24 protein-coding genes are annotated in these 25,073 nt (G+C 35.2%); 18 read left to right on the forward strand and 6 right to left on the reverse strand.

The window, feature by feature from the left end:
- Positions 1–252: 252 nt before the first annotated feature.
- On the forward strand, positions 253–615 hold the full coding sequence (locus tag SNE38_RS03955) for a fluoride efflux transporter FluC (protein ID WP_191702990.1): 363 nt from the start codon (positions 253–255) through the stop codon (positions 613–615).
- A gap of 9 nt (positions 616–624) precedes the next feature.
- Positions 625–993, forward strand: a complete 369-nt coding sequence (gene crcB, locus SNE38_RS03960) for a fluoride efflux transporter CrcB (RefSeq protein WP_191702991.1) — start codon at positions 625–627, stop codon at positions 991–993.
- A 59-nt stretch (positions 994–1,052) separates the two neighbouring features.
- On the opposite strand, the gene SNE38_RS03965 is transcribed toward crcB, so the two are convergent.
- Entirely contained in the window at positions 1,053–3,233 is a 2,181-nt protein-coding gene (locus SNE38_RS03965; protein WP_191702992.1) for a DNA topoisomerase III, read from the reverse strand.
- Between the two features lie 433 nt (positions 3,234–3,666).
- On the opposite strand from SNE38_RS03965, the gene SNE38_RS03970 reads away from it, so the two are divergent.
- The 6 genes from SNE38_RS03970 (at position 3,667) to SNE38_RS03995 (ending at position 11,016) form a co-directional block, all read left to right on the forward strand.
- A complete protein-coding gene (locus SNE38_RS03970; RefSeq protein WP_191702993.1) occupies positions 3,667–5,028 on the forward strand; it encodes an aspartate kinase in 1,362 nt (453 codons plus the stop codon).
- Positions 5,029–5,810: 782 nt separating this feature from the next.
- Positions 5,811–7,589 (forward strand): glycerophosphodiester phosphodiesterase, encoded by a 1,779-nt coding sequence (locus SNE38_RS03975; protein ID WP_191702994.1) that lies wholly within the window; start codon positions 5,811–5,813, stop codon positions 7,587–7,589.
- 10 nt (positions 7,590–7,599) lie between these two features.
- The gene (locus tag SNE38_RS03980) at positions 7,600–8,130 is read left to right on the forward strand and encodes a tubby C-terminal domain-like protein (RefSeq protein ID WP_191702995.1); all 531 of its coding nucleotides are present in this window, start codon (positions 7,600–7,602) and stop codon (positions 8,128–8,130) included.
- A 12-nt stretch (positions 8,131–8,142) separates the two neighbouring features.
- Positions 8,143–8,400 (forward strand): thymidylate synthase, encoded by a 258-nt coding sequence (locus SNE38_RS03985; RefSeq protein WP_191702996.1) that lies wholly within the window; start codon positions 8,143–8,145, stop codon positions 8,398–8,400.
- A gap of 70 nt (positions 8,401–8,470) precedes the next feature.
- The gene (locus SNE38_RS03990) at positions 8,471–8,725 is read left to right on the forward strand and encodes a hypothetical protein (RefSeq protein WP_318247670.1); all 255 of its coding nucleotides are present in this window, start codon (positions 8,471–8,473) and stop codon (positions 8,723–8,725) included.
- Between the two features lie 719 nt (positions 8,726–9,444).
- Positions 9,445–11,016 carry a Na/Pi cotransporter family protein gene (locus SNE38_RS03995; RefSeq protein WP_336045886.1) on the forward strand — a complete coding sequence of 524 codons (1,572 nt, stop codon included), beginning with the start codon at positions 9,445–9,447 and terminating at the stop codon, positions 11,014–11,016.
- A gap of 39 nt (positions 11,017–11,055) precedes the next feature.
- Here the strand turns inward: SNE38_RS03995 and SNE38_RS04000 are convergent, their stop codons facing one another.
- The gene (locus SNE38_RS04000; RefSeq protein ID WP_191702999.1) at positions 11,056–11,247 is read right to left on the reverse strand and encodes a hypothetical protein; all 192 of its coding nucleotides are present in this window, start codon (positions 11,245–11,247) and stop codon (positions 11,056–11,058) included.
- Between the two features lie 160 nt (positions 11,248–11,407).
- Here SNE38_RS04000 and SNE38_RS04005 point away from each other — a divergent pair, with 160 nt between their 5' ends.
- Both SNE38_RS04005 and SNE38_RS04010 read left to right on the forward strand, forming a co-directional pair.
- On the forward strand, positions 11,408–13,627 hold the full coding sequence (locus SNE38_RS04005) for a YcdB/YcdC domain-containing protein (RefSeq protein ID WP_336045887.1): 2,220 nt from the start codon (positions 11,408–11,410) through the stop codon (positions 13,625–13,627).
- Between the two features lie 214 nt (positions 13,628–13,841).
- On the forward strand, positions 13,842–14,291 hold the full coding sequence (locus SNE38_RS04010) for a homoserine dehydrogenase (RefSeq protein ID WP_191703001.1): 450 nt from the start codon (positions 13,842–13,844) through the stop codon (positions 14,289–14,291).
- Between the two features lie 116 nt (positions 14,292–14,407).
- On the opposite strand, the gene SNE38_RS04015 is transcribed toward SNE38_RS04010, so the two are convergent.
- Positions 14,408–15,796 carry an MATE family efflux transporter gene (locus tag SNE38_RS04015; protein ID WP_336045888.1) on the reverse strand — a complete coding sequence of 463 codons (1,389 nt, stop codon included), beginning with the start codon at positions 15,794–15,796 and terminating at the stop codon, positions 14,408–14,410.
- A 427-nt stretch (positions 15,797–16,223) separates the two neighbouring features.
- On the opposite strand from SNE38_RS04015, the gene SNE38_RS04020 reads away from it, so the two are divergent.
- The 4 genes from SNE38_RS04020 (at position 16,224) to SNE38_RS04035 (ending at position 17,730) form a co-directional block, all read left to right on the forward strand.
- Complete coding sequence (locus SNE38_RS04020; protein ID WP_336045889.1) at positions 16,224–16,796, forward strand: 3D domain-containing protein; 573 nt, start codon at positions 16,224–16,226, stop codon at positions 16,794–16,796.
- 86 nt (positions 16,797–16,882) lie between these two features.
- Positions 16,883–17,053 carry a DUF2197 domain-containing protein gene (locus SNE38_RS04025; RefSeq protein ID WP_336045890.1) on the forward strand — a complete coding sequence of 57 codons (171 nt, stop codon included), beginning with the start codon at positions 16,883–16,885 and terminating at the stop codon, positions 17,051–17,053.
- 82 nt (positions 17,054–17,135) lie between these two features.
- Positions 17,136–17,468: a redox protein gene (locus SNE38_RS04030; RefSeq protein ID WP_336045891.1), complete on the forward strand. Its 333-nt coding sequence runs from the start codon at positions 17,136–17,138 to the stop codon at positions 17,466–17,468.
- A 52-nt stretch (positions 17,469–17,520) separates the two neighbouring features.
- A complete protein-coding gene (locus SNE38_RS04035) occupies positions 17,521–17,730 on the forward strand; it encodes a hypothetical protein (RefSeq protein ID WP_191703005.1) in 210 nt (69 codons plus the stop codon).
- A 66-nt stretch (positions 17,731–17,796) separates the two neighbouring features.
- Here the strand turns inward: SNE38_RS04035 and SNE38_RS04040 are convergent, their stop codons facing one another.
- Positions 17,797–19,110, reverse strand: coding sequence for an MFS transporter (locus SNE38_RS04040; RefSeq protein WP_336045892.1), 1,314 nt, complete (start codon positions 19,108–19,110; stop codon positions 17,797–17,799).
- A 193-nt stretch (positions 19,111–19,303) separates the two neighbouring features.
- On the opposite strand from SNE38_RS04040, the gene SNE38_RS04045 reads away from it, so the two are divergent.
- Positions 19,304–20,548: a helix-turn-helix domain-containing protein gene (locus SNE38_RS04045; protein ID WP_191703007.1), complete on the forward strand. Its 1,245-nt coding sequence runs from the start codon at positions 19,304–19,306 to the stop codon at positions 20,546–20,548.
- 57 nt (positions 20,549–20,605) lie between these two features.
- Here the strand turns inward: SNE38_RS04045 and SNE38_RS04050 are convergent, their stop codons facing one another.
- Positions 20,606–21,259, reverse strand: coding sequence for a Type 1 glutamine amidotransferase-like domain-containing protein (locus SNE38_RS04050; protein WP_191703008.1), 654 nt, complete (start codon positions 21,257–21,259; stop codon positions 20,606–20,608).
- A 328-nt stretch (positions 21,260–21,587) separates the two neighbouring features.
- Here SNE38_RS04050 and SNE38_RS04055 point away from each other — a divergent pair, with 328 nt between their 5' ends.
- The 3 genes from SNE38_RS04055 to SNE38_RS04065 all read left to right on the forward strand — a co-directional run bounded on the left by SNE38_RS04055 (position 21,588) and on the right by SNE38_RS04065 (position 24,122).
- Positions 21,588–23,102, forward strand: coding sequence for a HelD family protein (locus SNE38_RS04055; RefSeq protein WP_336045893.1), 1,515 nt, complete (start codon positions 21,588–21,590; stop codon positions 23,100–23,102).
- Between the two features lie 33 nt (positions 23,103–23,135).
- On the forward strand, positions 23,136–23,606 hold the full coding sequence (locus SNE38_RS04060; protein ID WP_336045894.1) for an ATP-binding domain-containing protein: 471 nt from the start codon (positions 23,136–23,138) through the stop codon (positions 23,604–23,606).
- Positions 23,607–23,705: 99 nt separating this feature from the next.
- Positions 23,706–24,122, forward strand: coding sequence for a protein-disulfide isomerase (locus SNE38_RS04065; protein WP_336045895.1), 417 nt, complete (start codon positions 23,706–23,708; stop codon positions 24,120–24,122).
- A gap of 118 nt (positions 24,123–24,240) precedes the next feature.
- Here the strand turns inward: SNE38_RS04065 and SNE38_RS04070 are convergent, their stop codons facing one another.
- Positions 24,241–24,960, reverse strand: coding sequence for a MerR family transcriptional regulator (locus SNE38_RS04070; RefSeq protein WP_191703011.1), 720 nt, complete (start codon positions 24,958–24,960; stop codon positions 24,241–24,243).
- Positions 24,961–25,073: the final 113 nt, after the last annotated feature.

The following is a 25,073-nucleotide window of genomic DNA, read 5'->3' on the forward strand; positions in this document are numbered from 1 at the left end:
CCGTTATTTTAAATAAAATCCTGAAATTTCATGTTTTTTAGGTCAATAACGGAAATCCCTTCCGTTATTTTCACTATTTTTTATGTTATTTTAAAAATAACGGAAATTCATTCCTCTATTTTTCTCATTGCGCAATTCATTATACAAAATACGGACTTCATTAGAAAATTTTTGTCACCCCCAACTTATGGTGATGAATCAAAAATTTTACAAAAAAGTACAGAGCTTTTTAGGAGGAGGTTTGAATTTCACATGATTTACTTTTTGGTAGGCACTGCAGGAGCTATTGGAGCGGTTTTAAGGTATGTAATAGGCATTTTCTTTTTTACGGATAGTTCATTTCCAATTACAACATTAAGCATAAATCTAATCGGATGTTTTCTGCTAGCCTGGTTCACAACAAGTTTATTTAAACGACTTTCAGTTTCGCCAATGATTAGTACTGCTGTTAGTACAGGTTTTATAGGTTCCTTTACTACATTTTCGGCTGTTAGTGTAGAGACAGTCAACATGTTTCAATCGGGCAATGTATTGTTGGCTGCCTTTTATGTATTTATAAGTATTAGTGGGGGACTCTTAATGAGTAGCCTAGGATTTCACTGGAGCAGGGAGTGAACTGAATTTATGGGAATTACAAACTTATTACTCGTTGGAATTGGGGGTTTCTTTGGAGCAATAGCCCGATATTCAATAAGTAAACATTTAAACAGTAAAACAAAATATTCAATACCAATAGGAACACTTACCGTTAATTTGCTGGGATCGTTTCTTTTAGGTATTCTCATTGGTGCAAAAGCTGATGTAATGTTTCTGCTTCTACTTGGAACAGGATTTCTTGGAGCCTTTACAACTTTCTCTACTCTAAAATTTGAAATGACCGAAATGTACGTACATAAAAATAAAAAGAAATTGTTACTTTATACAGTATTGACCTATGGACTGGGCCTGATACTTGCCTATGCCGGATATTTGATTGGTAATTCGTATCAATAAAAAAACAGTGTGATTTCAAAAATGAAACCCACTGTAAAATTAATAATATTTCTGTTTTGTTATTTATCAAATTTAAAGGTCACCTTTTGTACATCATTGTCCCATGTGAGCTGTGCATCAAAAGTTTTTGAGCCTTTCTTAAAGCCTTTAATTAACGCTGTTTCACCAGTAGCCAATAGCTTTTTTATGTTAGGCTGTGTAATTGTTTTCCTTAAAATTTTCTTTGAAACTGAAAATTTACAGTTAGCGGTTTTATAATTTGAGCAACCATAAAAAGTTCCATGGTCAATAATTGAACCGTCACACAGCATACATTTTCCCACTACTGTTTTTACTTTATTGTATTTTTTATTGTATGGATTATTGGCAGTGATTTTCTCTACTTCGCTTTGGTTAAAATCCCATTCCTTTTCTCGTTCATTCGCATCGAAAATCAGTTTGTATGAAAGTTTTTTAACTTGTTCTATAAAAGCATTCGGGGAAGCGGTGCCTTCACCGATTTCAGACAGCCTTTGCTCCCATTTGGCAGTCATGGAAGGAGAGGTCAAAATGCTTTCACCGAGTGCCTCAATTAATAGCATTCCCTTAGTTGTAGCAAATACTTGGTTTTTCTTGATTTCGATATAGTTCCGATCTTTTAGCGTTCCGATAATGCCAGCACGTGTTGCCTCAGTGCCTAATCCTTCAGTTTTGGATAGTACCTTTTCTAATTCAGTATCTTCCAGATGTTTTCCCGCTGTTTTCATTAATGTAATTAGGTTACCTTCAGAATACCTATTCGGCGGCTGTGTTTCGCTCTTTCTTTCCTTTGCTTTAGTAACGATGCCGTGCTCATTTTCATGAAGTAGGGGAAGCAATTCATCTTTGTCTGCAGGTGAATTGGCATTCGTATGATAAATTACTTTACGCCATCCTTCTTCAATTTGTACTTTGCCTTTCGAAATGAATTCAGCCCGCTTTTCTACGAGGGAATGAATCGTTGTATAAGAATAAATCGCATTATTGTAGTGTGCTGCGATAACTTGTCTCACAACGAGATCATATATTTTTTCTTCCTCCGTGCTGAGTTTAGATAAATTTGGAAGCTGCTCCGTAATAATGATGGCATGGTGATCCGTCACTTTTTGGGCATTTACAAATCTTTTATTGGTCAAAATAGACTTTGTAGGTGGCGGTAGGAGATTTTTATATTTATCAATTTTACTCAAATTCTCCATTATATTCGGCAATGTTTTTGCTTCCTCGTTAGTTAAAAATTGTGAATCGGACCGTGGATAAGAAATTAAGCCCTTTAAATAAAGCTTTTGCAAAATATCGAGTGTGTGTTGGGGCGAAATTTTGAACGCTTTATTGGCTGTAGCCTGCAGTGTAGAAAGGTTAAATAACAATGGGGGAGCGAATTCCTTTGTTTCTTCTTTAATACTTGTAATTTCTACACGTTTATTCACACAAAAATTTGCGATTGCAATAGCTTGCCGTTCCTCCATTACTCTTGAATTATTATCTTTATGCCATTTAGCCTTTAGTATTTTTCCTTCAAAATTAAATTCCGCTTCTACTTCCCAAAAGGGCTCAGCCTTAAAATTGGCGATTTCGTGCTCTCTTTTAACAATCAAAGCAAGAGTAGGTGTCTGCACTCTGCCAATTGAAAAAACATCCTTTACACCTTTCTGTTTGAGCAGGACAGTATATAGACGGGATGTGTTGATGCCTATTAACCAGTCTGCGCATGAACGACTTAATGCTTCGAAATAGATATTTCTCGTTTTTTCTTCCGGTAATAAGTTCGCAAAGCCATTTTTTACAGCATTTTCGGTTAAGGATGATATCCATAATCGTTTCATTGGTTTATTCGCTCTGCATAATTTCAGGATGGTGCGGATGATTAATTCACCTTCTCGACCAGCATCCCCGCCAATGACGATTTCCTGAATATCCGCTCTATTTACTAAAGCTTTAATTATATTGAATTGTTTATATTTTGATTTTGTCACTTTATATTCAAAACGATCTGGAATAATCGGTAATGTTCCCAACGTCCATTTTTTCCAGGATGGATTATATTCTTCAGGGGCTTTTAATTCACATAGATGTCCTATCGCCCATGTAATCAGTGCACCATTTGGAAAGTAAGTGTTCGGTTTTACCTCAAAATAGCCGGCTTTTTTGGTAGATGAAAAGGGAGCAGCCAATTTTGCTGCCTGGTCTGGTTTTTCTGCAATAATTAAAAATTGCCCCATTCTAATACCTCCTCAGTGATATAGGCTGAACCTTCAATAATATCACTTGTTGCTGCTGTAGCAGTATAAATTATCATCTGTAATAATATCACAATCTGTCTATTTTAAGTCCTATATAATTCCTAGCTTACCAACTTTAATTTTTGCACTTTGAACATTCATACTAGAGTGCAAGAGAAGGTATAGTAAGAATAACGCTAAATTTACGTTTTTAGCAGTAAAAATGACACTAAATAAACGAATATCATCAATTTTTTACAAAAATCTCATATTATATATTGACAAAACAAAGAAATATCCGTATTTTGACTAAATAGATTAATGAATTTACTGAATAGTCTTGACTGGAATGGAATAAATTTGTACACTGTGTAAAGTCAAATGTTTTTTCGGTGAGTACAAACATCAATTTTTAAAGTAAGGATCTGATGAGATGATAGTATGTAAATTTGGCGGCACATCTGTCGCAAGTGCAGAACAAATCAAAAAAGTAGCAAACATTGTGAAATCTAATCCTGAAAGAAAGATTGTCGCGGTTTCTGCGCCTGGTAAGCGTTCAAGCGATGATATTAAGGTGACGGATTTATTAATAGACTTAGCCAACACCGTAATGATGAAAGGTAATGTGGAAGAGAAAATTAGAGCTGTTGTTAATCGTTATCGTGATATAGCTGATGAACTTGGTTTAGACAATCTAATTTCCGATATTATTGAACAAGATATACGTGGCCGTGTCGCGGAAGATTATACAAATAAAGAAATATTTCTTGATAATATAAAGGCAAGCGGTGAAGATAATAATGCAAAGCTAATTGCCTGCTATTTTAATGCTATTGGCATGGCGGCGAAATATGTAAGTCCAAAAGACAGATTAATTTTAAATGATATACCGGAGCGCACTTATGCATTGCCAGAAGCGTATGAAAATTTAAGTGTTCTAAAAGATACAGAAGAAATTATTGTTTTTCCAGGTTTTTTTGGCTATACAAAAGAAGGTATTTTACGTACTTTTGATCGTGGTGGGTCTGATATTACAGGCTCTATTTTAGCGTCTGCTGTTGGGGCGGATCTTTACGAAAACTTTACTGATGTTGATTGTGTATTTGCTGCTAATCCAAAGGTTGTCAATGATCCTGTAGATATTAAGGAAATCTCATATCGAGAAATGCGTGAATTATCATATGCAGGTTTCTCTGTATTCCATGACGAAGCATTAATGCCGGTGTATAAACAAGGTATTCCAGTCAATATTAAAAATACAAATAATCCAACTGCACCAGGAACACGCATTTTACCAACACGAACACAATCGAATCGTCCTGTTACAGGAATTTCTGCAGACAGTGGCTTTTCAATATTATATGTATCAAAATATTTAATGAATCGTGAAGTAGGGTTTGGTCGCAAGCTTCTTCAAATTATAGAGGAAGAGAATATATCATATGAGCATACACCATCCGGTTTAGATGATATTTCAGTTATTATGCGCTCAAGTCAACTTACTCCGGAAATTGAAAAACGCATTATGCATCGTGTGAAAAATGAATTGTGCGCAGATGATGTACAATTTAGTCATAACTTTTCAATGATTGTCATTGTCGGAGAAGGAATGCGCCATAACACGGGCTTGGCAGCGCGTGCAGCTGCAGCCATTTCTGGAACAGGTGCAAATATAGAAATGATTAATCAAGGTTCATCAGAAGTGAGTTTAGTATTTGGTGTTCGTTCGGAATTTGAAAATCAAATTTTAAAAGGACTTTACGAGGAATTCTTTGCAGCGATTCCTACAGCTTGAAAGTATATTAAATAGTCGAATCCTTAACGGGTTCGGCTTTTTTTTTTATAGGTTTTCGGGTATTTTTGTATAAAGTGTAAGAAATTGGTCCATCACCATAAGTTAGGGATGACCAAATTGTGATTTTCTTAAAGGCGTTCTGCTGCGTAACGCGAGAAATGCATGGAAGCAAGTGTTTTTGAAGCTCGCGTCCGTTGTACTACGTTCCGGGGCTGGCTTTCCGGGCAGCGTGGCTCCAAAGCTCTTGTAGATTGAATTGCGTAACGAGATAAATAGAGGAATGAATTTCCGTTATTTTTAAAATAACATAAAAAATAGTGAAAATAACGGAAGGGATTTCCGTTATTGACCTAAAAAACATGAAATTTAAGGATTTTATTTAAAATAACGGTAAAATGTTCCCTTATTTATCCTAAAATGAGCTGCATCATTCAAATAACGGTAAAAGCTCCCCTTATTTTAGGAGGGCACTGAAAAACTTATTTTTTGATGACGAATTAGTTTAATAGGCAGTGATGAATACACGTAACCTGGCTTTAGCGCTGTCTTGCAGTAGCTCACCAATCATTTGAAAATCTTCCGCATGTTATAGTGATGAGCCAATAATTTGGAGGAACTAGCGGTTATACCTCTTGTTGTTCACTAAAACATTACTTCAGGCAAATGTATTGAAAGAATAACGTTTAATCAGTATTAGGAAAAGGGAATGAAAACTTTAGGAATAAATTTTGTTATCTTAATATAACGATAAAATAAATAATTTTACAGTCGGAGGAAGTCTTTTGGATAGAGTAAAACGAGTCATTCAATTAATTTGTAGAAATTTATATTATTACCGGGTGGATTACATACGGAATTTTGCGATTTTGCGTATTGTTCAGGCGTTTATCGTATTGCCGTTCATTTCACTAATGATTGCCATTATTATGGATATTACCGGGGTGCAGACAATAACGGAAGATAGTATTCCGTACTTAATAACACACCCATTTGCACTATTTGGAATAGCTTTTATTTTATTAATTGGTATACTTTTCATATATTATGAACTTGGTTTTTTAATGTTGCTTGCCTATCATCAGCAACGGTCCATTCCGTATACGTGGAAAGGGCTTTTAAAGCGCCTAAGCAAAAAAGTCGTATATTTTATTAGCCTACAAACATTACTAATAGTTGTTTATATCGCTTTATTAATACCACTTATATCGGCGATTTTACCGATCTCACTATTACAAAATCTACATATACCAAGTTTTATAGTCGATGAATTATTAAATTCTACAGAAGGCACTATATTATATATTGTTATGTTACTAGTTTTAGGTTTTATCGGACTGCGGTTTATCTTTACTTGGCCATTCTTTACGGTACATCAGGAGCTTTCAATCTTTGAAGCATTAAAAATGAGTTGGAAATTTTCGAAACGAAAGCTAATTGAAACAATCGGTATGATAGGGCTAATGGTAATAATACATTTAACCCTTTTATTAATCACTTTAATTGTTATCTTCATTCCATTGTTTATTATTGAAATGGTTAAGCCAAGCTGGGGGTTAGTAGCGGCAAGTTTTACGTTGACACTTGCACAGGGTGCAATCCTGCTTTTCTTCTCTATTTTACAGATTATTTTTTCACAGCTACTCGTCATGGTGGCCTTCCAGCATACACACCATAAGCCACTAATTATTCAGGAAGAATCGTTTAAACAAACGATTAAACAATGGACTTTTATAATCGCGGTTTATACATTCTTCCTTGTAAGTGCTATTAATTTAGTTAATTTGGAAAAGACTATTTATACACCGGATACAGAAGTTGTAGCGCATCGGGGCTTTATGGATGAGGGTGTTGAAAATACAGTAAGTGCAATAGTAGCAGCCAAAGAAGCTGGTGCGGATATCGTTGAAATTGATATTCAACAAGCAAAGGATGGGGAGTTTGTTGTTTTTCATGATAAAACCCTTTCTAAATTATCTAATGAGAACACAAAAATATATGACTTAAGATCGGATGAGTTAACAGAAACAACAGTTCTAGCAAATGGTCATTCTGATAAAATTGCTTCTTTCGAACAAGTACTTGAAATAAGCCGAGCATTAAATATAAAATTACTTATTGAGATAAAAACACATGGATTTGAAACTGATAATTTTCTACATCGTTTCATAGCGCAGCTTGATCAGTATGACGCACTTGATTATCATTATGTCCAGTCACCGGATTTACCTGTGATGCAACTTTTGGAGGAGATGGAACCACGTATTCATACAGGCTATGTATATTCGATTGCATATGGCAAGTTACCAGAGTCCGATGCCGACTTTATTTCTGTCGAACAGTCCTTTGCAACAGATAATATTCAGCAGCAAGTAAAGGAAAGGGATAAAGAGCTTTTTGTATGGACGATAAATGATAAGCGTGATATGCAACAGTTCTATGAGCAAAATGTAGACGGAATCATTACCGATCGTCCGGATGAAGCACTCTCAATACGTCAGGAATTCGATGAAGAAAAGCACTTTATACGACGTATTCTAAATAAAATTAAGATTATTTACTAAGGGGAAAGTTATGCAAATTTTTACGTATGAAGTAGATGGCGATATAAAATCCACTGAACAAAAGCCTATTTACAATGAATCCGGAGAACAACTATTACTTGTTCAACGAGTTTATGATAACGGCCTGAAAAAACTGTTGGATGGTTATTTTGATCATCGCTATTTTTTAAAGTATGCCGTACACAACAATAACGGGCAGGCATTATTTGAAGTAAAGAAAATCTTTCGTCGCGGGAAGGTATGGTTTGAAGGTAAAGACTTACTTTCAGATGAAAAGTATATTATCAATTATGAAAACTGGCGCATTGGTATACCAGAATTATTTATTTCAAGTAAAAATTTTAAAATGAAAATCGATAAAGAAATGGAAGATTGGTCAAACTTTATCGTCAATGAAACTGTCGTGGCTAGATGGGTTGCAGTTTATAATGAAGAAAAAGATCAATTCAACATGACGTTTGAGCTTTCAGAAGAGGCGCCTATTCAAAATATCGCGTTTTATATCGCAATAGCGCAAGCGACATTGTTTATCGGTGTATAGGAGAGTAGAAAGATGAATGTAGTGTTTGTATTAACAGAGACGGCTGAAGAAGTGCTACAAATGGTCAGCAATGATATTGCAGGTTTACTTGCTGCAGTTAAGGGAGATAATGTATCATTCCCATTTGGCACATATCAGTATGACAGCCATACGCTCGACCATTATTTACTGGAAGATGGCACTTACCAGCAGGAGCTTGTCATTTATTTAAAACCTGAGCAAAAAAAGAATGAAACGATCTTGCCGAAACCTCTTGATTTAAACATTTAAAAATAATAAAGGAAATGGGAATCATCTGTCGAATGTATTTTTTAGTACATTGTGGCAGGTGATTTTTTTGGTGCAGTTAAATTTATTTGAAGTTGAGCAGGAGCAGTATAAGTTGAAATTTCGGCTTATGGATTACGTAAAGATAAAACTGATTGATGAACATATTGATAGTGAGACATACCATTATCGAAAGTACTATGAGCCGCATATAATAAATAAAGTTGGCGAAATAACAAATATTCAAATTAGCGAAAACGGCACAATAACATATGAGGTAACGATCTACGGGAAAAAATATTATTTACTTGAGCAGGAACTTTATTGAAATTTATGAAACCTTCACTTTCATATAAATGTAGCCATCTAAATTGTAGGATAATTACCATAATATAGGGGATATATTCTAATGAAATTTCACTTGATTGATTGGTGGGCTACGGCAAGACAGCGCTAAAGCCACGTGATACGTGTCTTTATCACTGCCTTTATTGCCGTTTGCGAGGCCCACCAATCCCAAAATTTTTTCCGCGTTATGAAGTGAAGTAAAAACACCCAATCAAGCCGCTTGCGCTATCGCGAGGCGGCAGAGAGCGGAAATGCTATGTTTTACAATCTTCATTTTTGCAGAAATTCACTTTATGCCAAAGCAGAGTGACGTGGAGCGAAGGGTGAGCCGCTAAAATACTTGCTTCAAGGAAAAGAGTTGTGCGAAGTGTAGGGGCGGACTCCTTGGCGATTAAGCGTGCGCGGAAAATGGGTTGCTCCTGTCGCTGACGCTTTCGTCGCAAAGCTTTTTGACAAAAGCTTTGAAGCCACGCCGCCCGGAAAGCCAGCCCCGGAACGTAGTACAACGGACGCGAGCTTCAAAAACACTTGCTTCAACGCGTTTTCCCCGTAGCGCAGTAGAACGCACTTCATTAGTTTTTTCAATTTTGTCATTCCCAACTTACGGTTTTGAACCAAATTGCAAAATAATTCTTAATCTTTTGAGGGTTAAGTGTTACGATTATTGTTTAATGATGACTTCAATTTGGTGGTGATATAATGCTCACGATTTTTGGCGGAATCGGTCTTTTTTTACTTGGAATGACAATGCTAACAAACGGACTAAAGGAAATCGCAGGAGATGCTTTAAAAAGATGGCTCAATACTTTTACGAAGGGCCGTATTAGTGCAGTTGTGTCCGGTGCAGTCATGACAATGCTCATCCAATCTTCGACAGCTACAACATTATTGACGATTGGATTTGTAAGTGCCGGGCTGCTGACGTTTATTCAATCAATTGGTGTCATAATAGGGGCGAATATAGGAAGTACGAGTACCGGTTGGCTTATTTCGCTTATCGGTTTTAAAATTAGTTTGCAAACGATGGCATTACCAATTATCGGTATTGGTGTATTTATGTCATTAATTGCACCTCAGGATGTAAAGCGGTTCGGTAATGTTGTTGCTGGTTTTGGACTACTTTTTTTAGGGATTGATACACTGCAGCAAGGGATGGGGTCTGCGCAAGATTTAATCGCCTTTGACTCGATTCCAGCAGATTCGTTTATTTCCATTTTCCTGCTTATCATAATTGGTATTGTCATGACCGTAATTATGCAAGCATCAAGCGCTGCGATGGCGGCTACATTAACAGCCCTATTTGCAGGTGCCATTGACTTTGAGCAGGCAGCATATTTAGTCATTGGGCAAAACATCGGAACAACAGCTACTGCCTTATTCGCAGCAATAGGAGCTTCCGTTTCTGCAAAGCGTACAGCCATTACACATTTATTGTTTAATGTTATTACTGCTTTGGTTGTAACGATTATATTCTCTTATTTTGTTCAATTTACGAAATGGCTGACGATCCTTATTTCAGGTGAATTTGACCAAACGTTAGGTATAGCCATTTTCCATACGTTATTCAGTTTATTGGGCGCACTGATCTTTATTCCGCTTATTCAGCCGTTTGCCAATTTATTAATAAAGCTGGTACCTGAGCGTGAAAATGTATTAACACAGGATTTAGATGATAGTTTAACAGAAATGCCATCTGTTGCAATAGAAGTATCGTTTAAAACGATGCGTGACATCATGGTAGAACTAACAACTGCACAGCAACTTTTAATGGATTCCAAAAAGGTGACTATGGAATATGAAAAAAAAATATTAAAAGTTGAAGAAGCTATAGAAATTACCCGAAAGTTTCTCGATAGCATTTTCGTTACCTCAAAACGCGAACATCAAAAGCTAATATCGATTTTACATACACTAGATCATCTACACCGTTTAATAAAAGTTTTACGTGAAAAACAAAATGTTGAGGCATTTTATTTACAAGGAAAATTGATGTTAGATTGGCAGGAAATGCTGTCCATTATTAATAAGAGGTTAAACGAAGACGAAAAGCTGATGGATATTTCGATCATTTTAGAGGAAACTTCCCAGAAAGTAGCTCAAGAACGCCGTGAAAAACGCATCCAATATTTTGAACGCTCGGTAGCAAATGAAACTCAATTGGATTTGGCCGTGTCAAAGGTTGATGCTTTACTATGGATTGACCGTTTGATTTATCACTACTGGCGTGCAACCGCACGTATGGCAGAATTTCAATCGATGAATGACGAATAAAAAAATCCCGAGACCATGTTTATTGGTACTCGGGATTTTTCACTTTATTTTTCTCTCTAGTTTCATGCCGACAATTCGCACTACAATACCTATTAAAATAAATACCCAGCCGATTCCTATAAATACATAATTTAAAGTTTGTGTGGAATTGGGAATTACATCAAATAGACCTAAACATACGACAATAATGCCGGAAAAGGATATTAACAATCCAGCTGTAACAATACTCACGTAATTCACCTCTGAAAAATTCTAACATGACTTATTACGGAATACAATGGCATAGATAGTGAGATAGGATAAAAGGGGTATTTTATAATTTATTCAATTTATTGAAACTATTCCCATAATTTGAGCGTATAATATAAAGAAGAAAAAGGAGGAGTTTTAAATGAAAAAATGGACAACCGCTTTAAGTATGTCAATTGTATCACTAGGATTACTTGCTAGCCCGGGCATTACAGATGCTTCTGTCGGAACACAAGAAGACCGCGTGCCAATATATGTGGCCGTGACTGATGAACAGGTAACGAAAGACAAGCTTATTCAAATTTTGAAAACGAAATTGCCGGAGATGTTTAGTACATACTCTAACAATGATTTCCAAATGTCATCGATGAGCTATCATTATGCAGACGATTTAACAATCCGCTATGAGCTAATGTTCAATAAAAAGGTAAATAAACAAACAGAAAGTGGAAATGTGACTTTCAAAGGGGACAACCTTGAAATTGAACATCTTTACTTTAGTCCTGCAAATCTAAAGGATGCGTTATTTCCTGGGAAAATAACAGAAGATCAAGCACGTAAAATAGCAGAGGATTTCGTTGGAAAAGTTGCTACTTCGAGCAATTACAGTTTAGCGAATAATGCGCCTAGCTATTACAGCAGCAGATTAATTACAGAGCCAATTACGTATTCATTTTCTTTTACTCCAAATGAAAATGATATTCCAATTCCGGACCAATCTATTATGATAAGTGTTTTAGGTGACGGCAAAATTCAATCTTTCTATCAAAATTCATTACCAGATCGTATGTCATTTGAAGAATCAAATAATATTGTTTCTAAAGAAACTGCTATTGACAAAATGAAGGAACAATTAGGTTTAACACTTCAATATACTGTTGATTATTTACCATATTCATCAAAGCCATCTGTGAAATTGGTTTATTTACCAACTCCGAATGTCATTGGGCTGCATGCAACTTCGAATCAGTGGGCGACGTACTCGGGTAAGGTGGATTCATTAAAGGGTAATACGACAATGCAGCCACTTGCACCTAGCCAATTAAAAGCTCCTGCACCGATTACGATTGAAGAGGCGAAAGAGATTGCCAAACAATTAGTAGATAAAGAGGCAAGCACTACTAAATTCACAATCGACCATGCATATGAATATGAAATGAATGATCAGGCAGTAATTAGTGTTTCGTATTCATATCGCTATAGAAACGGGTCACATGGTTCATCGATAGAGTTTAATAAAAATACGGGTGAATTAGTTTCATACTCTGATTTTTATGCTCCGATTCCATTCGATGAAGAAGAAGCATCGAAGAATACGACACCGAAATTGAGTAAGGACAAAGTATTGGAACTAGCTGAAAAATATGTGAAGGAACTTGCTCCAACTTCCGTTCATGAATATGCAAAGGCAAATACAGATCCTTCATATGATAAAGATTCACAAGTACATTATGTAAGTTTCCCACGCATTAAAAATGGCTTGATCGTAAATGGAGATAACTTATCTGTAACGATTGATGACGAAGGGAAACTAAAATCATTCTACAGTTACCCATTAAATATTGAAGAATGGCCAAGTGCTGAAGCATCAATTACAAATGATGAAGCGAAAAAAATATTCACGGAAGCATTGGATGTCAAGCTAGTGTATAACCGACTGCAAAATGAAGACGGGAAATATGAGCTTGTCTATGTTCCGACAGTAAAAGGGCAAGATTACTATCAGATCGATGCAAACAGCGGACAAATTATTAATCTGTTTGAACAATTGGAAAAAGAAAAGGTTAGCCATCCGACAGCCGAAAGAGAATTAAATTATTTAATTCAAGCAGGTGCAATTGAGGTGAAGGATGCGAAAACATTTAATGCTGATGTTGCAATCACACAAGGTCAAGCATTAAATATGATTACTAAATCAATCAGTTATTTCTATGAAGACTATTACGCTTATCGCCAGGAGCAGCCTCCTGTATCATTTGAACAAATTGATGCTGAGCATCCATACTATAAAGTAGTGGAAAATGCGACTCGTTTAGGTATTTTAAATCCTAACGAAGATGAACTGAACATTGATCAAAAGGTAACAAATGAGCAATTAGCCGTATGGTTTATCCGTACACTAGGACTTGAACAGGCAGCTAAGCATCAAGAAATATATCAATTGTCGATAAAAGATGTTGCCGAAGTAGATCCAGATAAAATAGGATATGTAGCACTTTCTAATGCCCTAGGATTACAAAAGTCGGAACAATCGATGTTCTTGCCGAAAAAAGAAGTCACGTATGCCGAATTATCGAAATCAATTATCCAGCTTGCCTATGAAATAGCTGAAAAAAGAAACAGCGGTATGTATTATTATTAAATAATCTTTCTTCCCGTGAAGTTTAAACACTTCACGGGATTTTTTGAATTACATAGGAATGTATGTTCTATTTTATGCAATCGATAGTGTTTAAGGATACGTTTTTGTGATAATATAATAAAAAGCGCTTATTCTGAAAAAAATCGCGATAATTTTTTAGAAACGTTGTAATATAGTTAAAGTAAAGAATTAAAAGTGGAAGTTGGGAAAAAACATGCAAAAAAACAAATATCGAGTTCATAGCAATACATTACTTGAAATTGCTCAAAGCCGTGCATTTACAGAGAAGGACAATATCGACGAACGATTTGATGAAGAGGGAAAAATCAAACTAGTAAGCGACCGCGTTGGAGCGGATTTAACGTTGTCCATTATTAAAACAGAAGACGGAATAGCCTATTCAGTAAAATGGGATGACTCGGAAGAAGTATTCAAAGGCTGGAATATGGCTTGGGAAGAATTTGTATGGTGCCTAGGAGTTGTCAATAAACCGATCGAAGAAGCTGCAAAAAAAGCAGCAGAAGAAGCGAAACGTCGTGCAGCAGAAGAAGCAGCTGAAAAAGAAGCGGCAGAACAACTAGAAGAGCAAGAAGGACAAGTAGAGCAAGAAGATAAAACAGTTGAAGAAACAACTGAAGAAACAACAGAAGAAACAACAAAATAGACTAAAGCTGGGGCATAACTAGATCCAGTTCACGTAAAAAGAGAAATTGCACTTCAACGGTGCAATTTCTCTTTTTATGTTTCATTAAAAATTTGTGGTGAGGTGTTATCCTCGTATTAAGTTTGAACTGCTTCGGGTTTTGAAATGGGTTGAGGCACATCGTATTGTTGCTCCACTATGGCATAACGTTCCCATTTTCGACTGCGCCAACGGAAAATCATTACAACGGCACGAATCCACTCATCACAGGCAATCGCAAGCCATACACCGACAAGTCCTAAATCCAGTACGAATACAAAGAAATAGCCTAGCGATAAACCAATCACGATCATGGAAATAAATCCTACTCGAACTGGAAAAGAAGCATCACCTGAAGCACGTAAAGAGTTAATAATAGTAATATTTATTGAGCGTCCCGTTTCCAATAAGACACTTAATAGTAAGACACTCGCCCCAATACGGACAATTTCTTCATTATCTGTAAAGATACGCATGAGAGGTTCTCTAAAAACTGTGATAATTGCTACCATTGCCAAAGTAAAAATTAGCGCAGATTTGACACTAAACCAAACATTTTTATAGGCAAGATCTTTTTCACCTGCTCCTACAGAACGTCCAACGATAATGGCCGTTCCCATACCAATCGCTAATGCAAAAAGATATGTGAACATAGAAATATTGGCGGCATATTGACGCGCAGACAACGCCTCTGCACCTAAAAAAGTCACAAAAAAGAGAAGGACTATTTGGTTCGTTTGATAAAGAACCTGCTCAAGGGCTGATGGAATACCGATTTTTAATATTTTCGAAATATAGTTCTTGGACAGACGATAGTAGTCAGCCAGTTCAATGCGGACTTCCAATGCCTGATATAAAAGCCAGAAAAATACGATTGCTGCTAATACACGACTGATAACTGAAGAAATAGCCGCACCTTCTACACCAAGCTCTGGTATACCAAATTTACCGAAAATCAAAATATAGTTTAAAATTACGTGCACTACATTCATTCCAAGAGAGACATACATCGTTTGCTTTGTCCAGCCTTGAACACGAATGACGGACGACATGGAAGTAATTAATGCTTGAACAAATATAAAGCCCCCAACAATTACTAAATAGTTTTGTGCAGCTTCCAATACTGCACCTTGTAAATTCATCATTTTCATAATTGCATCTGAAAATAATAAAAACAATCCACTTATTATAAACCCAACAATTAAATTAAGTGATACAGATAAAGCGGCAATTTTCGATGCCTCTGCTAGTAAGCGGGAGCCTAAATATTGAGAAACGACAATGGAAGCACCCGTACCGATTACACCTAATAAAAGGATGGCAATTTGAATATATTGATTAGCTGTTCCTACTCCGGCTACTGCATCATCAGATACGGCACTTAACATGAACGTATCTGCCAAACCCATGAGCATAAATAGAAACAACTCTAAAAATAATGGCCAAGTTAACTTGAATAAACTTAATTCTTTTGTATTATGTGACAAAAACTTCACTCTTTCATTTAGATTATCAAAACAAAAAATATCTTAGCACAAAAGAATTAGGTAAGGTAGTTAGAATAGCTAGATTAATATAGTGATATTGGTAAATTTTTATGTTTTTTTAAATAGTAAAGGAAAATTATAGAAGAACTATGGTGTTTCGAGATTGAAAATATTAAATCGAGCAAATATGGACGGGATTAAATTGTGTCTATTTTTTTACAAATAAATAAAAATTACAGTTGGATATTAAAAAATTGATTTTTTCAGTTATTCGTAATAATTAGTCGACAAAAATCGACTCCTTGTCATCGAATTGTAATGTCTGTGGTGCTGGGGTGTCATCTAACTGAAACAATACACGGTTATGCTAGTAAGGTTGATTCAAAAAGATTATTCACGACAATCATCTGGAGGGAAAAATTCAAGTATGATCAAAAAAGTATTAGCATTATTTGCGGTTATGGTCGCAAGTACATTTATTTTTGTTGGAACGTCACAGGCTGCTACACATACAATTAAAAAAGGCGAGAATTTAACAGTACTTGCTAAGAAATATGATACATCGGTGAAGGAGCTCATGAAGCTTAACGATTTAAAGACAACTAAAATTCAAATAAAGCAAGTCATTAAACTACCTAGCCATATTCAAAATAAAGCTGCTGTAAAAAAGAACACTAAAAAATCACCAACAGATCCATCGAATGTTAAAAAGACGATTAAGATGACAGCTACTGCTTACACAGCAAACTGTAAGGGCTGTTCAGGTATAACTAAAACAGGATTGAATTTACGTAAAAATCCGAGCTTAAAGGTCATTGCCGTAGATCCAAAAATTATTCCACTCGGTTCTAAAGTTTGGGTGGAAGGTTATGGAATTGCTGTTGCCGGTGATATTGGCGGGGCAATTAAAGGAAACAAAATCGATCTCTTTATGAATAAGAAAGCTACAGCAAACCAATGGGGTCGTAAACAAGTCACAGTAAAAGTTTTAAAATCATAAATTGAAGCCTATTGCGAAAATACCGCAATAGGTTTTTTTTGAACTATAATAAAAAGTATGTTTTTATTGAAAGGAATGGGCAATGAATGTTTTATTATGAAACGACTTGCCGGTATTGCCGCAATCCATATAAATTAGTGGAAGGTAGTAAAAAATACCAGCAATTTAAAAAGAATCGCCAAATGAAGGTTTCCTGCGATGATTGTGAACGACGTATTGAAGCAGATTCAAGAAAGTATTTATTTAACCGGGATTAATTCGGAAACAAAAGATGAGGAATCAAATTACGGGTGAGTGGTCGATGGCCGTATTGAAAAGGTGATGTAAGGAGTTGTTCAAATGGAGGCTAGGAAGGTTGAGGTTAATTGCAGCAGTTGTCATGAACTGCTAACTATTGATTTTGCGACTGATAATTTTTCTTCCGAAATTCAAATATTTAATGGCAAGAAACAACAGAAGCGAACATATTTAAAAGAGTGTCCACATTGCGAGACAATTAATTATGTAATGAGTGATAAAAAAGAGGAATGGGGGAAACGTAAAGGACCGAATATTAAATTATTCTTATTTTCCGGGATATTCAGCTGTTTCGGAATTGTTGTGTTAGTCTTACTCTTTATGTATTTTGCCTTTAAAGGTTTTGGTTTTGTCTTCGATTGGTTATTTAGTTAAAGGCAAAATGATACTTTCATGCTATAATAAAGAGCTTGTGGAGGTGTAAATAATGTCAAAAAAATGGACAATCCATTCAATTCGTGAATACGTAGAAAAGAATACAGATACAAAATTATTATCAACAGAGTTCCAAGGATTTTCACAAAAACTAGATTTTCAATGCGCTTGCGGGAATACATTCCAAAAGCCTTGGAAAAAGTTCAAAGAAAACAAACAGCAAAAATGCGAAGTATGCCAGCCACCAAAAGAATCTCGATAATAAAATAAAACAATGTAAAAAAATGCCGTCTATAATAAAAATTATAGGCGGCTTTACTAATAAATATTAAATTACTTTGTTACTCGTTGCTACTTCCGCTTCAACTACTACATTATTTGTTTTTAATTCAGGGTGCGCCATTTCAATAATAGAACGGCGTAATAGGATTAAAACAATTGCGATTAAAATCGTTCCGCTGAATAGTAATATATATTGCGCTGGAATGATGTCATATAATATACCAAAACCAAGTGTCCCAATTGGCATAGCGGCAGTAGCCATCATCTCGATAATGCCAAATACACGTCCTCGGTATTCCTCATCAATTGAAGTTTGCATAATAACACCAATTGGAGTGTTTGTAATTACCCCCAGTGAACCAAACAAAAACATAATGATGAAATAATAGATGAAATTCATCATAGTCGAAAACTGAATAATAAGTGGTAATGCAGCTGCAATAACAACGACTGATGATGCAAATGTAGAGCGTTTTACAACTAGTAAAGGAAATTTAACATTTGAACGGGATGCAAAATAGATTGATGTAACCAGTACGCCTACTGCCGCGCCAGCTTCTGTAAGCCCAATCAATTTTGGATCTAAATGCAGGATTGTTAATAAAATGAAATCTCCACCAACATTAATCGCAGTGAAAAATAAATTTAGCAAAAGTGCTGTCCATAAAATTGCTTTAATAATCGGTTTTTTGTTTACATATCGGAAGCCTGATTTAAAGCTTTCCAGCATTGATTCTTTTGGTAATTCTTCTGTCGTCATACTATCTTTTTTATAAAGGGTAAAATTCATTGTCGATTCTAATATAAGTGTAATAATAGCAGCACTAATAAAGATAATTAAAAACATTTCCATTGAAACAAAACCGAATAATACGCCACCTAAAATCGGACCACTAATGCCGGAAATTGAGTAGGATAACTGGTTAAAGCTCATCGCCTTTTGAAGTCTAGCCTCATCCACTAAATTGGCAATTGATGCTGAAAATGAAACACTTGAAAATGTTAGGAAAATCCCGTTAAAGACAGTCGTAATATAAATGGCCATTAATGATAATCCGAATTCATGTGTGTAAAGCAACAAAGCACTTATCGTCAAAATGACACCAGCCTGACCACCTAAAACGAGCCATTTTCTAGGCAAACGATCTCCAATAACGCCTGCAACCGGTGCTAAAATGATACGTGGTAAATAACTTAAAACAATTGTCGTAGCAAAGCTTAATGAAGATCCAGTTACCGATAATATATACATACTAATACCAAAGCTATAAACATGTCCTCCTAATGAACCAATCATTTTACTAATTAAAAAAGTGTATAAATTATAGGTTGCTTTTTTTAATTTTAATTGCTCCGTCATTTTCAAAACCCCTTTGTTTAATTTTATTAAACTTATTATATGAAATAGATTTTCTTTTTGCAATACAAAAGTTTAATTTAATTTAAAAATATAAAAATAATTTTTTGATTATATATTGAATTTGTTTAATTTTATTTAAATTATTTTCATTTTGTTATGGGGTTTGTTAAAATGTATTATATGAGGTGAGATTGTGTTAAATATTGGAGCAAAAATTAAAGAACTTCGAAAAGAGCAGAAAATGACACTTGCACAAGTAGCGGGGGACCGAATTACAAAAGGGATGCTAAGCTTAATTGAAAACGGGAAAGCCCAGCCATCAATGGAAAGTCTACAACATATTGCTAAGCAGCTAAATATTGATGTGTCAGAGCTAATGCAAACAGAGGATCATCACCAAATTAAAAAACTTTACCGGGAAGTTGAAAAAAAACGCTTAGCGCTTTCTAAATTTTATGGTGAGAAGAACTTTAATGAAAAAGTAATCGAATTACATGATACAATTTTGCCATTTGTTGAAAATGGGAGTTTAAAGGGGACTACCTTTGAGGAAGTTCGTATTTATGATGCTTATTTATCATTGCGCTACTATGCAAAAATGGATTTATCTGTAAAGCCTTTTGTGAAATTAGTCAAGATGTATGAACAGGTACATGCTTATTCCAAAATTTTAAGTACATTTGACCGAATGGCAGTTATTCAGTTTTTGGAAAGGAATTATACGGAAGCGCTTAACTATTTATTTGAAGGGGAAAAGTATATTGAAAAATATGGGGATTTAATTGATGACCTTGAAAAATTGGACCTGTATTACAATATAACGGTCGTTTCTGCGGCGATAAATGATGATGAGCAAGTAGAGCGTTATATAGAAACTGCGTTTACTCTCTCAAAGGAGAAAAAATTATTTTACAGACTAAATGAATTTTACCGCTTTTTATTTTTAATCCACTGTTCGAAAGAGGAAGGAGAAAAAGCATTTTATTATTTGAAAAAGATGCGTGCCTTTGTCGAGATCATGGAAGAGCCGGCTGAAACTGTGATGGAGCAGATTCTTACACTTTCCTATACAAACCAAATTGAAAAGGATTATGAAAAAACAATTGCTACTCGATATGAACGGATCGACATTCCTGGTGGGATTTTTACAAATATTTTCTTTAATGGGGAATATGCATATGCTTACTACATGCTTGGGCGTTATGAAGATGCATTAACTCATTTAAAAGACATTGAAATTTCAAGTAATAATCAGCATCCTATCGATTTGGCAATCATGTATCGCGCCTTTGCAGTGCGTGCGCTGTGCCAATTTATGCTGGGTGACAAGGAAAACGCAAAACGTGATGTTTTATATGCAACGGATGGTGTAAAGGATTTTAAAATAACGAAAGAAATTCAATTTATACTTGATGCACATAAAAAAATAATGGAATAGAAAAGGGGGCTACCGGAAAGTCAAAACGGACAGGCCCCCTTTTTTAGTTTTCACCTCTTAATATGTCTCTAGCTTTGCTATACATTGCTCATTAACAAAATGTAAATTTTCATGATCTTCAAGTGGATAGGTTGGTGTAGTGGAGTTCTTTAATGACCATTTATCAAAATATTTTTTTCGGGTTGAATCATTGTGATGCGGGCATAGCGCACCTTTTAAAATGCCCAAGCCTTCAAAATAGCCATATTCACTTTCTGATATTTCAGTATAGCAATGTTCGAACCAGCACATTGCACCTGCACTTATACCAGTAAGGATAACTCCTTGTTCGTAAGCCTTCTTTAATACCTCATCAAAGCCGGTTTTTCGCCACACATCCAGCATGTATTTTGTATTGCCGCCTCCTACATAGATAATATCCAGAGAATTCACCACTTCCTGAATTGTTGCGAGCTCAAAATCCGGTATCGCTAAATGTGAAGGGTGCTCACATTTAAAGGCATTATAAAATTTACCGATGTAACTTTGTGCATCATTACTTGCCGTTGCGACAAATGCGATTCTGAGTGGGGATGCTTTTCGCTTTATTTTAAGTATGTATTGATCGATGAAAGCACCCTCCATTTCGGAAAATCCTCCACCAGAAATGGCTATAATATGCCGCTCCATATATGCACCAAACCTTTCTAAAATAAGTGATATTGTAATCATCTAATCCAATCCATGTACTATCAGCTGCTGAAAAGTTCTAATATCCGGTCGAATCTTCTAATATATTAAAAAAAGTGCTAATATACTTTCAGTTTTCTAATATACTTGTCCGATGTGCTAATAAACTGCTGAAATATTCAAATATCACCCGGAAATGTGCTAATATCCAGACCGAAGTTTCTAATATCAGAGCTAAATATTCTAATAAAATCTCGCAACCACAGTTAAGTGCAGAAATCTTTTGGAATTCTAAACCCTCCACTTAGACACCAGCCAGAAATATGTTGATATACTAAATGGCACTGTGTGAATAATGGGGGTATTGCTAATGAAAGAAAAAGAACTGCCGTATTTTATCGATACATTATCCAGCTTAAAAAAAGCTTACCAAAAATTAAATAATGAAGTAAAGGTACAAGATAAAAGCTATAAAGATTTGCAAAAATATATGATTGATTATAAAAGTGAACTTGATAAGTTTGAAGTGTACGACTACCAACAAACATTGAGCATGATTGACAAGCAAGGTTATGCTCAGGTAATGGAGCTCGAGCAAGTAAAGAAGCTTATTTATTCACCATACTTTGGACGCTTTGATTTTGTATATGAAGGCGAGTCCATCAAAGATGCAGAACCGTTTTATATTGGACGATATGGTTTTAGGGATGACGAGGGAACGAATTTAATTTATGATTGGCGCGCACCGGTTTGCAATATGTACTATGAGTTTGAACTAGGACAAGCATACTATGAAGCAATGGAGCGACGTTTTGATGGGAATATAATAAATAAACGTCAAATCAAAATAGAAAACTCACAAATTCAGTATGTGATCGACAGCTCTTTAACAATTCAAGATGAGGTTTTACAGCAAACGTTAAATGAGCAGGCAAACGACAAGATGAAAACAATTGTTACTTCCATCCAGCGTGAGCAGAACAAAATTGTCCGTAACGAATCGGCCTATAATATGATTATTCAAGGGGTTGCTGGCTCAGGAAAAACTGCTGTTGCTCTTCACCGTATCGCCTATTATTTATATAAGTACCGCGATACACTACGAGCGGAACGAATATTTATATTGTCACCGAATAAAGTATTTGGTGACTATATTTCTTCTGTCTTACCAGAGCTTGGCGAACAGCCGATTCGCTCATTTACGATTGATGAGTTAACGGTGAATTTATTACCTGCAGCAGTTACTTTTACACCCTTTGAAGCTGAGATGAAGGAAATATTATCAAATCCGACTGGACCATTAGCACAACGGGCAAAGAAAAAAGCTAATTATGCATTTGTTAAGCGACTTCAGAATTTTTTATCGGATTTAAATAGCAGGCTCTTAAAAAATGAAGCAATATCCATTGCTGATGTTATATTTGAAGCCGACTATTTACAACAGCGTTTCAATCAGTACCGCAATGGGCCGGTCGTTACGAGGATTGAGTTAATGGTCGATGATATTATTCAAGTGTTAAAGTCGAAAAGAGGCGGGGAAGGAAAGTTACCAAGTAAAAGTGAAATTAAAAATCGGTTAACAAAACGACTTTTGTATAAAAATCCATTTGAAATTTATAAAGTGTTTATTAAAGCATTAGACGAAAATACATTTAAGTTTTCCAAGAAAAACTTCGAATTTAATGATGTGTATCCTTATCTTTATGTTCAGCTTTATTTTAAAGGGATCAAAACATACGAATTAGTACAGCATTTTGTATTGGATGAAATGCAGGATTATACCCCGATTCAATATGCGGTGCTGGCTAAGGTCTTTGAATGTAAGCGAACAATTATTGGCGACTTTAGCCAGGCATTACTCCCATACGAAACGATTTCAAAATAAGCGTTTCAGGAGATACTACCAAAATTAGAGTATGTGGAACTGACAACAACGTATCGTTCTTCCTATGAGATTGGCATGTATGCGAAAAAATTTATGCGTACCGGAGAACTTAATCCGATTGCAAGGCATGGAAAAGAGCCAGAGGAAATCCTCTATCGTTCAATCGATGACATGATGAAAGTTTTGCAGGAAAAGCTAACGAATCATTGGAGAACAACAGCGATTATTTGCAAAACAGAGGCGGATTTACAATTTATAAAAGAACGGATGACCGTGCCATTTTATATTTTGGATGGGCATACAGAGAAGTTTGAAACAGGTGTCCTTTTAACGACTGTTCAGTATGCGAAAGGTCTGGAATTTGATTATGTTATTGTGCCATTAGTCGATGCCGGGCGATATGCAACGGACTTTGACCAAGGACTTTTATATATTGGGACTACAAGAGCAATGCATGAATTAACGATGCTAATAGATCATTCTAATCCTTCAAAATTACTGTGAAGCGATAGAGCTTAGGGGAAATTTAGTATATAGCCTTAAATTGAAACTTTTTATATGGAAAATACGTATAAAAAAGTAAAAAATAGGGTGGTATGATTAATGAAAAAGAGTTTCTCATTTTTTAGTTTAATAATTATATGTGTATTACTAGCTGTTGGATGTTCAGAAGAAAATAATAACTATTCATCAGATTTAGATGCTCATAAAAGGGATTTAGACGGCTATTTTTTTGATAGTGGACGATACCAACTATATTTCAAAGACGATAAAATGATGATTAATGGTAGAGATATTGGAAAAGATAAAAAAAGTGTACTTGATGAGATCTATTTAAATAAAGGTGTAGAACTTGGTGGTACGGTAATGGAAGAATATGAGAATGTTGAAGTGACAACAAATGACAATAAATATACTATAAAAGTGGATGATTTTACACTAGAATTTACTAAGTTTAAAGACCATATTATAGTTGATTCTGAAAACATGGAATATATTCGAAATAAATTAGAAATTTAGCAATGATAACTGAAAACTCATACTTATTAATATAAGTTATATATGTATTCTAAAACAGCACCTTGATCAGTTTTGATTCAAATTGCTGTTTTTTTAGTCTTTAAAATGCGCGTCAAACTTATAACTGATCCAGTATATTAATGATACTGCACACATCCTTCATCGCCTGTTTTAAATTGAGCTCTAACTCATCGGTAACATGATAAAACTCATTTTTAAATTTAGGTGTATTTAAAAGCGTATGAATATCAGCCCCGTGTTCCAGTGCTTCAATTTCCTGAAATAAGTGGAGAATACTCGTTATTGAAAAGTGAGCACTTCGAAGCGTTCGAATAATGAGCAGCTTTTGAACATCATCTTCCGTGTATTGTCTGCGGTTTTGTGTATCGCGCTTCACTTTGAACAAACCATTGCGCTCCCAATTCCGAATCGTCTCTTCCGATAACTGTAGATGATTTGCCACCATTTTATGTGTATAAATTAAGGGTGAGCTAGTATTGCTTTGCAGAATATTAGTAGAAATTTTAACAGCCTTCTTCGCATAATCATATTCTGATTGTAAAAATTTAAAATAGATGAGTGCTGCATGTCGACTTTCCTGAAAATTTTCCTGTCCGCTAAGCTGTACAATGTTTGTCGCCATTTTGCGTAAATTATTTTGTATAAATTCTTGATTGAATGCGAGCCTGGCAATATACATTTGCTTTAAATGTGTTTCAGTATAAATTCTATAACCATTTTGTTTCCTGAAAACAGGAGATATATAGCCCCACTTTTCATACAGACGTACTGTATTCGGATGAACGTTCGCTTTTTTTGCAATTTCATTTGTTAACATGTTATAACATCCTTTAGTGTAATCACTATTTTCTTCGTTTATTTTATCAAATAATAATAGTAATGGATAATTTCCGGTAAGAATATCATCCGACTAGAAAAAGAAAAGAAAGT

Origin of the sequence: Solibacillus ferritrahens (genome assembly GCF_037027585.1) — a bacterium.
Lineage (GTDB): Bacteria > Bacillota > Bacilli > Bacillales_A > Planococcaceae > Solibacillus > Solibacillus ferritrahens.